Raw genomic sequence first — 13,245 nt, forward strand, 5'->3', positions numbered from 1 at the left:
TGGGTCCCCTTACGGAGGCGAGTTCCGTACGGGGACGGGTTCCGTACGGGGGTGGGTTCCCGTACGGGGTGGGTCGCTCGTACGGGGGCGGGTCAGCGGTAGGCGGAGGACTGGAGGGTGTAGAGCTCGGCGTAGAGGCCGTTGAGGGACATCAGGGTGGCGTGGTCGCCCTCCTCGATGATCTTGCCGTGGTCGAGCACGTAGATGCGGTCGGCATAGCGGACGCTGGCCAGGCGGTGGGTGATGAGCAACACCGTGCGCCCGTCGGAGTGGCCGCGGATGCGTTCGAAGAGGGCGTGCTCGGCCCGCGCGTCGAGGGCGGCCGTGGGCTCGTCGCAGATCAGCAGGTCGGCGTCGCGGTGGAAGCCGCGGGCCACGGCGATGCGCTGCCACTGGCCGCCCGACAGCTCGTGGCCGTCCTTGAAGCGGCGGTCGAGCAGGGTGCGGTAGCCGTGCGGCAGCTCGGCGATCACCTCGTGCGCCCCGGCGACGGACGCCGCCGCGTGCAGGGCAGGCTCGCCCTTGCCGGTGCCCATCGTGATGTTGTAGCGGGCGGTGAGCGGCCAGCGGGTGTGGTCCTGGGCGATGACGGCGGTGCGCTCGCGGATCGCCTCGGGGGAGACCTCGCGCAGGTCGACGTCGTCCCACAGGACGCTGCCGCTGTCGGGCTCGTAGAGGCCGGCCAGGATCTTGGCGAGGGTGGTCTTGCCCGAGCCGTTCTCGCCGACGAAGGCGATCACCTCGCCGCGCTTGATCTCCATGGACACGCCGCGCAGCGCGGGCCCGTCGGCGCCGGGGTAGGTGAAGGCGGCGTCGACCACGCTGATCCGCTCGAAGCGCTCGGGCGGGGAGGCGGGGCGCGGGGCGGCCAGGCGGCGTTCGGCGTCGGAGCAGAAGTCGAGGAAGTCGGTGAAGTAGAGGCCGTCCTCGTAGAGGCGGTTGGTGGAGTGCAGCAGGTTGGCCAGCGACGACTGGCCGGACCGGATGGCGAGCACGGCGGTGCCCGCGACGGCGAGCGGGATCGCGCCGATCGCGAGCAGGATGCCGAGCGCCACGTAGACGACGGCGCTGCCGAGCCCGCCCAGCGCCTCGCCGACGAGCCGGGCGACCGTCTGACGCCTGGCCAGCCGGAGCATGACGTCCTGTTCGGCCCGCGCCACCGCGTCGTACATGCGCAGCAGGAAGCCGCGCATGGTGAAGGCGCGCACCTCCGCCGCCGGATCGCGGTCGGCCAGGAGGTCGGCGATGATCCACTTGCGGCGCATGGCCGGGATGAGGGAGTTCAGCGTGCCGTAGCGCATCCGTGCGCTGCGCACGGCGGCCCAGGCGTCGGGCAGCACGGCGAGCAGGAGCAGCGGCAGCAGGGCGGGGTGGAGCACGCCGAGCACCCCGGCCACGGCCGCGATGCCGACGAGGGCGGTCACCACGTCGACGGCGGAGCTGACCACGGAGTCGGCCATGGAGACGCCTCGGATCCGGGCCCGCTGGAGCGAGTCGTGGAACTCGGGGTCGTCGTAGGCGACCAGATCGACCCGGCTCGTCAGACCGTAGAGGCGCTCCTCGGCCTGGCGGGTGATCTGGGGCTCCAGGCGGGACTGCGCCCACCCGGCTCCGGCCTGCACGGCGGTGCCGAGCGCCGCCGCGGCGGCGACCAGGACGAGACTCGGCAGGGCCGCCCGCACCCGGTCGGGGGTCGGCCCGTCCTGGAACAGCGCTGTCAGGACGCCTGTGGTGGCCAGCAGCCCGAACGCCGTGAAGACGCCGCCCAGGAGGTTGAGGACGATGGTCGCCGCCGTGTCGCGCGGGCTGGCCCGCCACGCGAGGGTCAGGGCCTGGCGCACCAGGGAGGGCAGCCGCCGGGCGATGCTCAGGAAGCCCGCCTCGGTCATGGTGCCCATGTGGGCGTGCCAGTCGGACAGGGAGATCTCACCGATTTCGAGGGGCTCGTCGGCCATGCCTTTGAGTGTTCCCGGCCGGGCCGGCGATTCCTCCTCCAGATCAGGTGAGGCTGAGTTTGCGGAGCTGTTATCGCCGCATGCCTTGACGGTGAGGAGTGGCAAGTGGGTTGATGGCCGTACTGACAACGTTGTCAAAATCACCACTTCGGGGGTTCACGAAGGGATGGTGTGCGATGCGGTTGAAGGTGCGATCACGCTGGACGGCCGTCGCGGCGGCCGTGATGGCGGGTGTGCTGGGGCTGTCGGCCTGCGGAGGCGGCGACCGGGCGGCGCAGCCCACCCAGGGCGGCGGTGACGCGAAGAAGCAGGTCGAGGTGTTCTCCTGGTGGACGGGACCGGGTGAGGCCGACGGTCTGCAGGCGATGCGCAAGATCTTCGAGGAGCGCAACCCGTCCTACACGTTCTTCGACGCGGCGGTGGCCGGCGGCTCCGGTGACAAGGCCAAGGCGCTGTTGCAGTCGAAGCTGCAGGCCGGCACCCCGCCCGACACCTTCCAGGGGCACGCCGGCGCCGAGCTGCAGGGCTACATCAAGGCGGGCGACCTGGAGGAGCTCAACTCCCTCTACGACGAGCTGAAGCTCAGGGAGGTCCTCCCGGCCCAGCTCATCGAGCAGATCAGCGTGGAGGGCAAGATCTACTCGGTGCCGGTGAACATCCACCGGTCCAACGTCCTGTGGTTCAACCCCGCGGTGCTGAAGGAGGCCGGGGTCGCGGGCGCCCCGAAGACGCTGGAGGAGTTCGTCGCGGCGCTGGAGAAGGTCAAGGCCAAGGGCAGGATCCCGCTGTCCGTCGGCTCGGAGTGGACCGTCACCCACCTGCTGGAGAGCGTCCTGCTCGGCTCGCTCGGCACCGACGCCTACAACGCGCTGTTCAAGCCGGGCGCCGACTGGAACAGCCCGCAGGTGACCAGGGCGCTGGAGCAGTTCAAGACGATCCTGTCGTACGCGGGCGACCCGCAGGACGACTGGCAGCCGGCGGCCAAGCAGGTCGCCGACGGCGAGGCCGCCTTCAACGTCATGGGCGACTGGGCGTACGGCTACTTCCACAACCCGCCGGAGGGCGGCCTCGGCAAGCAGTCGAAGACCGACTTCGACTGGGCGCCCGCGCCCGGCACCGAGGGCACCTACCTGTGGTTGTCCGACAGCTTCACCCTGCCCAAGGGCGCCAAGAACCGCGACGGCGCGCTCGCCTGGCTCAAGGTCGCGGCGAGCAAGGAGGGCCAGGACGCCTTCAACCCGAAGAAGGGCTCCATCCCGGCCCGCAAGGACGCCGACCGGTCGCTCTACACCGACTACCTGGCCGACGCGCTGAAGGACTGGTCGGGCGACAAGCTCGCCGGCTCCATCCAGCACGGCGTGGCCGTGAACCAGCCGTGGCTGGCGGCCATCAACGAGGCCGTCGGCCTGTTCATCGGCACGAAGGACGTGCCCGCGCTGCAGAAGGCGCTGGCCGACGCCGCGCAGGCCCACGCCCAGTGACCGGGGCGCGGCAGGCGCCCGGCCGCGCCTGCCGCGCCCGCTTGGAGGAAATGCTCGTGAGGCGGGTACGCACCTGGCTGCCCGGCCTGCTCCTCGTCGCCCCGTCGATCGTGGCGATCGGCGTGTTCGTGTACGGCATGCTGGGCTGGAACTTCCGGCTGGCCATGACCGACAAGCACGACGAGGTGTCCGAGGGCAGGTTCGTCGGCCTGGAGAACTTCATCGGCCTCTGGGATCAGCCCAGATGGCACATATCAGTCAACCACGCGATCATGTTCACGATCGTCTTCGTGCTGGGCGCGCTGGTGCTCGGCTGGTTCCTCGCCTTCCTCATGGAGAAGGGGATCAGGGGCGAGGGCACGTTCCGGGCCATCTATCTCTTCCCGATGGCCATCTCGTTCGTCGCGACCGGCATCGTGTGGCGGTGGCTGATGAACTCGGGGATGGAGGAGCGGGCGGTCGGGTTCAACCGGCTGTTCGACGCGATCGGGCTGCCGCAGTGGCAGTGGTTCCGTGACCCGGACTGGGGGATGGCCGCCATGGCCCTCCCCGCCATCTGGCAGATGTCCGGATATGTCATGGCACTTTTCCTGGCGGGCTTCCGGGGGGTGCCCGAGGAGCTGCGTGAGGCCGCGCGGGTGGACGGCTGCACCGAGTGGGGCGTCTACCGGCACGTGGTGCTGCCCCTGCTGCGGCCGGTGACGCTCTCGGCGCTGATCATCCTGGGGCACATCTCGCTGAAGGTGTTCGACCTGATCGTCGCGGTGTCGGGCAAGCAGATCATCACCGACGTGCCCGCGGTGTTCATGTGGGTGGCGGTGTTCGACTCCCACGACCCGGCCAAGGGCGCCACCATCGCCTCGTACATCGTGCTCAGCGTGGCGGTCTTCGTCATCCCGTACCTGATCTGGTCCGTGCGCAAGGAGAGGCGGTCATGACGGCGGTCGCCGCCGGACGCCGCGGGGTGGCCACCGGGGCGCGGATCGGCGTGCTGCTGGTGTTCGTGGTCGTCTTCCTGGTCCCGATCTACGTCCTGCTGGTCACCAGCTTCAAGCCGCTCACCGAGGCCGACCCCGGCCAAGCGTGGAACCTGCCGGGCACCTGGACCGTCGAGGCGTGGCGGGTGGCCTGGGAGAAGCTGGCGCCCGGCCTGTGGAACAGCGTGCTGCTCGCGGTGCCCGGCTCGCTGCTGTCGTGCGCGCTCGGCTCCATGAACGGGTACGTGCTGTCGAAATGGCGCTTCCCGGGCGCCGACGTGATCTTCACGTTGTTCCTGTTCGGCATGTTCATCCCGTACCAGGGCGTGATGATCCCGCTGGTGCAGCTGCTGGTGGGGCTGAACGAGCTGACCGGGCTGCAGTTCTACGGCGCCGTTCCCGGCCTGGTGCTGGCGCACGTGGTCTACGGCATCCCGATCTGCACGCTGATCTTCCGCAACTACTACGTCACCATCCCCGGCGAGCTGATCGAGGCGTCACGGGTGGACGGCGCGGGCATGCTGCGCACCTACTGGTCGGTGGTGCTGCCGATCTCGGGGCCGGCGATCGCCGTGGTGATCATCTGGCAGTTCACGTCGCTGTGGAACGACTTCCTGTTCGCCGTCTTCCTGACCGGCCCGCAGAGCTGGCCCGCCACCGTGATGCTGAACAACATCGCCGGGGCCCAGGCCACGCCCTACAGCCAGCAGATGGCGGCGGCCATCCTGGCGTCGGTCCCGACGATGCTCATCTACGTGCTGCTGGGCCGCTTCTTCATGCGCGGCCTGATGGCGGGCGCGCTGAAGGGGTAGCCGTAGCAGGGTCGGGGTCAGCGGTTGGCCGGAGCGGGGTTGGCGCAGTGGGCGAGCGGCTCGCCGCGCAGGTAGCGGGCCACGTCCGCCGCGACGATCCGCGCCGCCTTGACCGCCGTCTCCTTGCTGGCCCCGGCCAGGTGTGGCGTCATCACCAGGTTCGGCGTCGTCAGCAGGCGCGACCCCGGGGGGATGGGCTCCTCCGGGAAGACGTCCAGCGCGGCGCCGAACAGGTGGCCGGAGTCGAGCGCGTCGCACAGCGCGTCGTAGTCCAGCAGCGCCCCTCTCGCGCAGTTGACCAGGACCGAGCCGCGCGGCATCAGCGCCAGCTGGGCGGCGCCGATCATCCCGGCGGTCTCGGGCGTGGCGCGGGCGTGCAGGGACACGAACCCGGACCGCGACAGCAGCTCGTCCAGCTCGACGGAGCCGGGCGTCTCGACGTACGGGTCGAAGACCAGCACCTCCGCCCCGAACCCCGCCAGCATGCGGGCCACCCGCCGGCCGATCGCGCCGTAGCCGACCAGGCCGACCGTGCCGCCCTCCAGCTCGGGGCCGACCATGTCATACCTGTAGTAGTCGCCGCGCCACACGCCGCCGGCCAGGTCGGCGTGGGTCTGCGGGATGCGGCGGGTGGCGGCGAGCAGCATGGCGACCGTGTGCTCGGCCGTGGCGACCGCGTTGCGGCCGGGGGCGAACGTGACCGCGACCCCGGCGTCGGTGGCGGCCTCCAGGTTGGCGTTGACGGGGCCGCCGCGGCTGACGCAGAAGAGCCGCAGGTCCGGCGACGCCTCCAGGACGCGCCGCGTCAGCGGCGCCATCTGCGTGACGCAGATCTCCACCCCGCGCAGCGCCTCGATCAGCTCGTCCTCCACGTCCGACGCCTCGTTCACCTCGCCGACGGGCCCGAACGGCACCACCGGCCACGGCAGCGTCAGCTCGCGGATGTCCAGCTCGCCCGGCGCCTCCTCGCGCAACGCGTCGATGAGCAGGCGGTTCCGCACGAAGTGATCTCCGGCGGCCAGTACGTGCACGGTCAAGAGACGGCTCCCATCGGGCTGTTGAACTGAAGGACCGCGACCTCGCCGTCGCGCAGGCGCAGCTCGGTGAGGGCGCAGTTGTCCAGGCGCGGGAACAACCGCCGGTACGAGCCCAGCGGCACGCCGATGAGCCGGCACAGGGCGAGCCTGATCGCGGTCGTGTGGGCGACGACGAGCACCCGCTCGCCGGGATGGGCGTCGCGGATGTCGTCCAGGGCGGCCGTGAAACGGGCGGCCGCCTCGTACGGGTCCTCCCCGCCGGGCAGTGGGTGGGCGGCCGGGTCGGCCTCGAAGGCGGCGCGCGCCTCGGGGAAGTGCTCGCGCATCTCGGCGGCGGTGAGCCCGTCGCCCTGGCCGAAGTCCAGCTCGCGCAGGCGCTCGTCCACCCGCAGCGGCACGTCAGCGGCCTTGGCGGCGGCCGCGGCGGTGATCTGGGCCCGGCTCAGCGTGGACGCCCAGACGGCGGACAGCCCGGCGGAGGCGGCCCAGACCGCGAGCTGCCGGGCCTGGGCGTGCCCGGCGGGGGTCAGCTCGATGTCGCTGAGCCCGGCGTAGCGGTTCTCGGCGTGCCAGACGGTCTCGCCGTGGCGGGCGAGCACGAGCCGGGTCATGGGGCGGTCCTTTCGAGGGAGGAGCGGGCGCGGGCGTGGGCGGCGGCGGGTCCGGGCAGCCAGCCACGGTCCTCCAGCTCGCCGACGAAACGCAGGTAGTGCTCGGTCAGGTCGCCGCCGCCGGGCTCGACGACCTCGCGGGTGCGGACCATCCGCGCCGTGATCTCGCGGCTCGCCTCGCGGGTCCGGCCGGGTCCCGCGTCGCGTGCGGCGGCGCCGACCGCCGCGAGCAGCGCCATGCCGAGGGCGGGTTCGGCGTTCTCGCGCAGCGTGACCGGCCGGCCGAGGACGCCGGCGCGCAGCCGGTTCCAGTACGCGCTGCGGGTCGCGCCGCCGGTGAGGATGACCTCGCCGTCCGCGGGCGCGCCGAGCAGGTCGAGGTAGTCGAAGCAGAGCCGCTCGACGTACGCGGCGCCGCGCAGGATCGCGGCGTAGCGGTCCACGTCGTCGTCCACCCCGCCGAGGGTGAAGCCCTCCGCGTCGGGCGCGGCGAACGGGAACCGCTCGCCGCGCGACACCAGCGGGTAGATGGTGGCGGACGGCGCGCGCCCCCCGCCCGGCCGCCCGCCGGACCGCTCGCCGAACCGCTCGGCGGCCAGCCGGCCGAGCGCGTCGAGGTCGCGGCCGGGCAGGTCGCGCGCCAGCACGCCGGCGCCCGTGCTGGACGCGCCGCCCGGCAGCCACGAGCCGTCCGGGGCCTTGTGCGAGTAGACGACGCCGAGGGGGTCGTGGACGAGCGTGCGGGTGACGCCCTTGAGGACGAGAGTCGTGCCCAGGACGGAGTTCCAGCTCCCGGGGGTGAGCGCGCCCGCGCCGAGCTGCGCTGCGCAGCCGTCGGTGGTCCCGGCGACCACGGGGGTGCCCGCCGGGATGCCGGTGGCGGCGGCCGCCTCGGCGCAGACCTCGCCGAGTACGCTGCCCGGCCGCACCACGGCGGGCAGCAGCGCGGCGGGAACGCCGAGCGTGTCGAGCACCTCGTCGGGCCAGCGCTCGTGGATCAGGTCCACGCCGGTCTTGAGCGCGTTGCTCAGGTCGGTCGCCACCTCCCGGCCGACCAGCCGCCGGTTGACGAAGTCGCTCTGGTGGGCGAGCCGCGCCCCCTCCGGCGCGTCCCGCAACAGCCACAGCAGCTTGGGCAGCGCCCAGGTGGCCTGCATCCGCCGGTAGCCGAGCGCCTCCCACACCGCAGCCCCGGCGGCGTTGACCCGCTCGACCTGGTCGGCGGCGCGCCGGTCGTCGTACATCAGGCCCGGTGTGAGCGGGCGCCCGTCGCGGTCGGCGAGCAGGATCGTGCCCGAGGTGGCGTCCACGGCCACCCCGCCGATCCGGCCGGGCGGCACGTCGCGCAGCGCCTCGCGGGTGGCGGCGGCCAGCTCGCGCCACCACTGCTCGGGGTCCTGCTCGTGCCGTGGCCCGTCGCGGCGGCTGGTCAGCGGCCGCCCCGCCGCGCCCAGCACCCGGCCGTCGTCGGCGACGGCCGTCGCCCGGACGCTCTGCGTGCCGAGGTCGACGCCGATCCACACGCTCATGGCCGGCTCCCGGCGCGCTCGCGCATCCCGGCGAGCAGCGGCCAGGTCCGCGCGGTGGTCTCGCGCAGGGCCAGGAAGTCGTCATAGGCCGTCCGGTACGGGCCGGGCTCGGGGTGCACGGCGTCGCGCAGCCGGACGTACTTGCCGGCGGCGGCCGCGAGGTCGGCCGCGGCGCCCGTGGCCACCAGGCCCACCAGGTGGGCGCCCCGCGCGCCCACCTCGGCGTCGGCCGAGCGGAGCACGGGCAGGCCGGTAACGTCGGCGATCATCCGCACCCACAGCTCGCTGGCCGAGCCGCCGCCGCACGCCCGCAGCTCGCGCGGGGGCACGGCGAAGGCGGCCAGGCAGTCCTGGATGACGAGCGTGAGCCCTTCGAGGACGGCGCGGGCGACGTGCTCGCGGCCGTGCTCGAACGACATGCCGAGGAAGGCGCCGCGGGCGAGCGGGTCGGAGAACGGCGCCCGCTCGCCGGCCGGGGAGAAGTACGGCTGGAACGCCAGCCCGGCCGCGCCCGGCGGGGCCGAGGCGGCCAGCTCGCCCAGCGCCTCGGGACCGGCCAGGCCGAGCAGGCGGCAGGCCCACTGGACCACCTCGACGCCGGCGAAGGTGGGGAAGGCCCGCAGGTAGCCGCCGGGCGCCGCGATCGTGATGCCCACCGGGTCGCCGTCGAGGTCCGGCTCGGCGACGAGCGTCTCGGTGCACAGGGTCGTGCCCAGGATGCCGCACGCCTGGCCGGGCCGGACGGCACCGGCGCCGATCGCCGTCGAGACGATGTCGTACGGGGCCAGCACGACCGGGGTGCCGGCCGGCAGGCCGAGCGCGGCGGCGGCGTCCGGGGTGAGCGGGGCGAGGCGGCGGGCGTCGCCGCGCGGCTCCGGCAGCAGCCGCGCCGCCCAGTCGAGGCCGAACAGGGCGAGCAGGTCCGGCGAGTACGCGCGGGCGCGCAGGTCCATGAACGGGGCAGAGGCGTCGGACTCGTCGGCGGCGATCTCGCCGGTGAGCCGGGAGAAGATCCAGCCTCCGCAGGTCAGCGCGGCGGCGGAGCGGTCGAGCCGGCCGGGGTCGTGCTCCTTCAGCCAGGTGAGGATCGCGTGCGGCAGCCCGGACGCGGCGGCCGAGCCGTTGACGCGGAAGGCCTGCTCGGCCAGGCCGGAGCGGTGCCAGGCGTCGACCGTGGCGGCGGCCCGGCCGTCGTTCCACAGGATGGCCGGGCCGGTGGGCTCGCCGGCCCCGTCGACCAGCCAGACGCCGTCGCCCTGGGCGGTGACCGCGACGAAGTCGGCGGGGCCGACCCGGGCGGCGACGTCGCGCACGGTGCGGGCGACCGCGTCCCAGACCGCGGCCATGTCCTGCTCGGCGTGGCCGGGCGCGGGCCTGGACACGCCGGTCTCGTGCCGGGCGAGCGCGATCTCCGCCCCCGTCTCGTCGTAGCCGACCGCCTTGATCATCGTGGTGCCGGCGTCGACGCAGATGGCCGCCATCAGGCCCGCCCGTGGGAGGTGCGCGACTTGCGCGCGACCGAGTCGACGACCACGGCGAGGAGCAGCACCACGCCCGTGACGACGAACCGGATGGAGGAGTCGAGGTTGAGCAGGGTCAGGCCGCTGGAGATGGACTGGATGACGATGATGCCGAGCAGCGCGCTGAACGCCGTGCCGCGCCCGCCGAACAGGCTCGTCCCGCCGATCACCGCGGCCGCGATGGCGTTGAGGTTGACGTCGCCGCCGCCGCTGCTCTGGTTGACCGCGGCCAGCCGGGCGGCGGCCAGGATGCCGCCCACGGCGGCGAAGGTGGAGCAGAGCACGAAGACGGAGGTGTAGACGGCCTTGACGTTGATGCCCGCCCGCCGTGCCGCCTCGACGTTGCCGCCGACGGCGTAGACGGACCGGCCCCACCTGGTGCGCGACAGCAGGTAGTGCATGACCAGCACCAGGCCGACGAACAGCACGAACATCCAGCCCACGCCGCGTGTCCGGCCGAGGTACCAGACCACGAACACCAGCACGGCCAGCAGCGCCGCGCTGCGCACGGCCAGCATGGTCACGCTGTTGGCCGACAGCCCCGCCTTGCGGCGCTCCCGCGCGTGGACGTACCCGCTGGCGAACAGTCCGGCCGCGGCGAGCACCGCGAGCGTGTACGACAGCCACGCCGGCACGAAGGCGAGCTGCGCGAAGTGCACCAGACCGGAGTCGAACGGCAGGTTGATCGAGCCGCGGGTGCGCAGCACGTAGAGCTGCAGTCCCAGGAAGGCGAGCAGCCCGGCGAGCGTGATGACGAAGCTGGGCACGCCGAACCGGTTGAACAGCTGCGCGTACAGCCAGCCGATCACCGCGCCCATGACGACGGCGGCGGTGATGGCCACCCAGATCGGCAGGCCCTGCAGCACGAACAGCACGCCAAGCACCGCCCCGGACAGGCCGCTGACCGACCCCACGGACAGGTCGATCTGCGCGACGAGCAGCACGCACACGATGCCGAGCGCGATGATGCCGACCGCGGCCGACTCCAGGGTGAGGTTCACCAGGTTGGCGCTGGACAGGAAGACCGGGTTGAGCGCCTGCAGCACGCTCCAGATGACGACGAGACCGACCGCGACGGGGATCACGCCGAGGTCGCCGCCGCGGGCGCGCTCGATCACGTCGGTGATCGCGCCGCGCACGCCGACGCGGGACTGCAGCCGCTCGTCCTGACGGTCGGTGGTGACCATGGTGTTCACGAGGAGAGCCCTTCCTTGTCCCGCGCCTGCCGCGCCTGGCTGCGCTCGTTCCGCTGGGACACGGCGTTGTCGGTGGCACCGGTGATCGCGGCGATGATGTCCTCGGTGGACACGTCGGCCACCGGGAACACCCCGTTGTTGCGCCCGAGCCTGAGCACCGCCACGGTGTCGGCCACGGCCTTCACGTCCGCCATGTTGTGGCTGATCATGATGACGCCGAGGCCATGCTCGCGGAGCCGTTCGACCAGGTTGAGCACCTCGGCGGTCTGCGCGACGCCGAGGGCGGCCGTGGGCTCGTCGAGGATGATGACCTTCGGCTCGCCGAGCAGCGACCTGGCGATCGCGACCGTCTGCCGCTGGCCGCCGGACAGCGACGCGACCGGCACCCGCACGCTGGGGATCTTCGCCGAGAGCTGGCGGAGCAGGTCCCACGAGCGGGTCTCCATCTCCACCTCGTTCAGGCGGAGCGGGCGGACCTCCTGGCCCAGGAACAGGTTCTGGATCACGTTGAGGTTCTCGCACAGCGCGAGGTCCTGGAAGACGGTGGCGATGCCGAGCCGGTGGGCCGCCGCCGGGGTCGGGATGGAGACCTCCTTCGCGTCGAAGCAGATCGTGCCCGAGTCCGGCGGATGCACCCCCGACAGGATCTTCACCAACGTCGACTTGCCGGCGCCGTTGTCGCCGACGACCGCCACGACGTGCCCGGCCGGCACGTCCAGGTCCACGTCGGTCAGCGCGGCCACGGCGCCGAAGTGCTTGCTGATGCCGCGCAGGGACAGGACGACGCCGTCCGTCCGCTGCTCGGCCGCTTGCTGGGTGGAGGTCAACGGGACTCCCGGGGTCTACTGGATGCCGAGCTCGGCGCAGCCCTTGGCGTACTCTCCCGTGCACGCCTCGGCGGCCTTCATGATCCCGCTCTCGAACAGCACCTCCTTGATGTTCTCCCTGGTCACGACCGTGGGGACGAACAACTCGGACGGGGTGTTGTAGAGCGTGGTCTTGCCGGCCGGCTTCTTGCCCTGCATGAACTCGTAGGCGATGTTCGCCGACGCCTCGGCCACGATCTTGATCGGCTTGGAGATGGTGTTGTACTGGTCGCCGGCGATGATGCGCTGGGCCGCCGCCAGCTCGGCGTCGTTGCCGGTCACCGGCGGCACCTTCACCCCGGCGGCCTTGAACGCGGCGATGGCGCCGCCGCCGGTGCCGTCGTTGGCCGCCACCACGCCCGCGATCTGGTCGCGGAAGCGGGTGATCTGGCCGCTCACCCAGGTCTGCGCCTTCTCCGGCTGCCAGTCGGGGGTGTCGTACTCGGCGAGCAGCTTGAAGCCGCTCGGGTCGATCGCGCTGTGGATGCCCTTCTTGATCAGACCGGCCGCGGCGTCCGTCGGGGAGCCGTTGACCTCCAGGAGCCCGCCCTCGGCGTTCTGCTCCTTGAGGTGGTCGACCAGCGACTGGGCGATCATCGCGCCGATCTTCTCGTTGTCGAACGAGACGTAGTAGTCGGCGGGCTTGTCCGGGATGGGCCGGTCGTAGGCGATGACCGGCACCTGCTGCGACTGGGCGGTCTGGACGATGGTGGCCGCGGCGGCGGAGTCGACGGGGTCGAGGACGATCGCCTTGACGCCCTGGGCGAGGGCCGAGTTGACCTGCTGCTGCTGCTTGGCGGCGTCGGAGTCGGCGTTCTGGTAGATGACCGTGCAGCTCGGGCAGAGCTGCTTCATCCTGGCCTCGAACAGGGGCTTGTCCTGAAGCTCGTACCTGGTCGAGGCGAGGTCGGGCATGAGGAAGGCCACCTTGGCGTTCTCCACGCCGCCGGCGGCCGGCGAGCCGGTGCCGCCGGCGCCCGAGTCCGTCCCGGAGCCGCATCCGGCCAGGGCCACGCTGGTGGCGACCGCCGCTGCGGCGAACGCCGAGGTCCGCTTCTTCGCACTTTTCACGGGTTGTTCCTCACCTTGCTGGGTCCTTGAGTTCCCCCAAGCGCCGCACCCCGAGCCGTCTCACACCCGGCGGTGCGTTGTGGTGCACTTCACGCTAGCGCGGGGTCGGAACCTTTGTCCAGCAAAAGTGTTCACAGTGTTCGGACATGGGTGACCTGCTGTTCGTCCGGGAAAGGTAGATCGCCGCAGC

Annotated in this window: 11 protein-coding genes; 3 read left to right on the plus strand and 8 right to left on the minus strand. The window is 72.3% G+C overall.

Going from position 1 to position 13,245, the window contains the following annotated elements:
* Positions 1-92: 92 nt before the first annotated feature.
* Positions 93-1,955 (minus strand): ABC transporter ATP-binding protein, encoded by a 1,863-nt coding sequence (locus CXR44_RS22025; RefSeq protein ID WP_101787971.1) that lies wholly within the window; start codon positions 1,953-1,955, stop codon positions 93-95.
* Positions 1,956-2,143: 188 nt separating this feature from the next.
* Between CXR44_RS22025 and CXR44_RS22030 the strand changes: the two genes are divergently transcribed.
* The 3 genes from CXR44_RS22030 to CXR44_RS22040 are packed head-to-tail and all read left to right on the plus strand — an operon-like array spanning position 2,144 to position 5,225.
* Positions 2,144-3,436 (plus strand): ABC transporter substrate-binding protein, encoded by a 1,293-nt coding sequence (locus CXR44_RS22030; RefSeq protein ID WP_101788067.1) that lies wholly within the window; start codon positions 2,144-2,146, stop codon positions 3,434-3,436.
* Positions 3,437-3,492: 56 nt separating this feature from the next.
* A complete protein-coding gene (locus CXR44_RS22035; RefSeq protein WP_425437447.1) occupies positions 3,493-4,374 on the plus strand; it encodes a carbohydrate ABC transporter permease in 882 nt (293 codons plus the stop codon).
* Positions 4,371-5,225, plus strand: a complete 855-nt coding sequence (locus tag CXR44_RS22040) for a carbohydrate ABC transporter permease (protein ID WP_101787973.1) — start codon at positions 4,371-4,373, stop codon at positions 5,223-5,225. The genes CXR44_RS22035 and CXR44_RS22040 overlap by 4 nt, the downstream gene beginning before the upstream one ends.
* Before the next feature lie 17 nt (positions 5,226-5,242).
* On the opposite strand, the gene CXR44_RS22045 is transcribed toward CXR44_RS22040, so the two are convergent.
* Genes CXR44_RS22045 through CXR44_RS22075 form a run of 7 tightly spaced genes read right to left on the minus strand, consistent with a single transcriptional unit; the run spans position 5,243 to position 13,055 of the window.
* Positions 5,243-6,262, minus strand: coding sequence for a 2-hydroxyacid dehydrogenase (locus CXR44_RS22045; RefSeq protein ID WP_180903633.1), 1,020 nt, complete (start codon positions 6,260-6,262; stop codon positions 5,243-5,245).
* Complete coding sequence (locus CXR44_RS22050; protein ID WP_101787975.1) at positions 6,259-6,873, minus strand: histidine phosphatase family protein; 615 nt, start codon at positions 6,871-6,873, stop codon at positions 6,259-6,261. The genes CXR44_RS22045 and CXR44_RS22050 overlap by 4 nt, the downstream gene beginning before the upstream one ends.
* Positions 6,870-8,402, minus strand: a complete 1,533-nt coding sequence (locus tag CXR44_RS22055) for an FGGY-family carbohydrate kinase (protein WP_101787976.1) — start codon at positions 8,400-8,402, stop codon at positions 6,870-6,872. The genes CXR44_RS22050 and CXR44_RS22055 overlap by 4 nt, the downstream gene beginning before the upstream one ends.
* A complete protein-coding gene (locus CXR44_RS22060) occupies positions 8,399-9,883 on the minus strand; it encodes an FGGY-family carbohydrate kinase (RefSeq protein ID WP_101787977.1) in 1,485 nt (494 codons plus the stop codon). The genes CXR44_RS22055 and CXR44_RS22060 overlap by 4 nt, the downstream gene beginning before the upstream one ends.
* Positions 9,883-11,109: a sugar ABC transporter permease gene (locus CXR44_RS22065; RefSeq protein WP_101788068.1), complete on the minus strand. Its 1,227-nt coding sequence runs from the start codon at positions 11,107-11,109 to the stop codon at positions 9,883-9,885. The genes CXR44_RS22060 and CXR44_RS22065 overlap by 1 nt, the downstream gene beginning before the upstream one ends.
* 5 nt (positions 11,110-11,114) lie before the next feature.
* Positions 11,115-11,945 (minus strand): ATP-binding cassette domain-containing protein, encoded by an 831-nt coding sequence (locus CXR44_RS22070; RefSeq protein WP_101787978.1) that lies wholly within the window; start codon positions 11,943-11,945, stop codon positions 11,115-11,117.
* A 15-nt stretch (positions 11,946-11,960) separates the two neighbouring features.
* On the minus strand, positions 11,961-13,055 hold the full coding sequence (locus tag CXR44_RS22075) for an ABC transporter substrate-binding protein (RefSeq protein WP_101787979.1): 1,095 nt from the start codon (positions 13,053-13,055) through the stop codon (positions 11,961-11,963).
* Positions 13,056-13,245 lie beyond the last annotated feature (190 nt).

The sequence above is a fragment of the Nonomuraea indica genome (genome assembly GCF_002850745.1).
In the GTDB taxonomy this organism is placed as follows: Bacteria; Actinomycetota; Actinomycetes; order Streptosporangiales; family Streptosporangiaceae; genus Nonomuraea; species Nonomuraea indica.

Bases quoted from the DNA above. Each gene is read 5' to 3' on its own strand.
- CXR44_RS22025 (WP_101787971.1), bottom strand. From the start codon at position 1,955: ATGGCCGACGAGCCCCTCGAAATCGGTGAGATCTCCCTGTCCGACTGG.
- CXR44_RS22040 (WP_101787973.1), top strand. From the start codon at position 4,371: ATGACGGCGGTCGCCGCCGGACGCCGCGGGGTGGCCACCGGGGCGCGG.
- CXR44_RS22050 (WP_101787975.1), bottom strand. From the start codon at position 6,873: ATGACCCGGCTCGTGCTCGCCCGCCACGGCGAGACCGTCTGGCACGCC.
- CXR44_RS22055 (WP_101787976.1), bottom strand. From the start codon at position 8,402: ATGAGCGTGTGGATCGGCGTCGACCTCGGCACGCAGAGCGTCCGGGCG.
- CXR44_RS22060 (WP_101787977.1), bottom strand. From the start codon at position 9,883: ATGGCGGCCATCTGCGTCGACGCCGGCACCACGATGATCAAGGCGGTC.
- CXR44_RS22065 (WP_101788068.1), bottom strand. From the start codon at position 11,109: ATGGTCACCACCGACCGTCAGGACGAGCGGCTGCAGTCCCGCGTCGGC.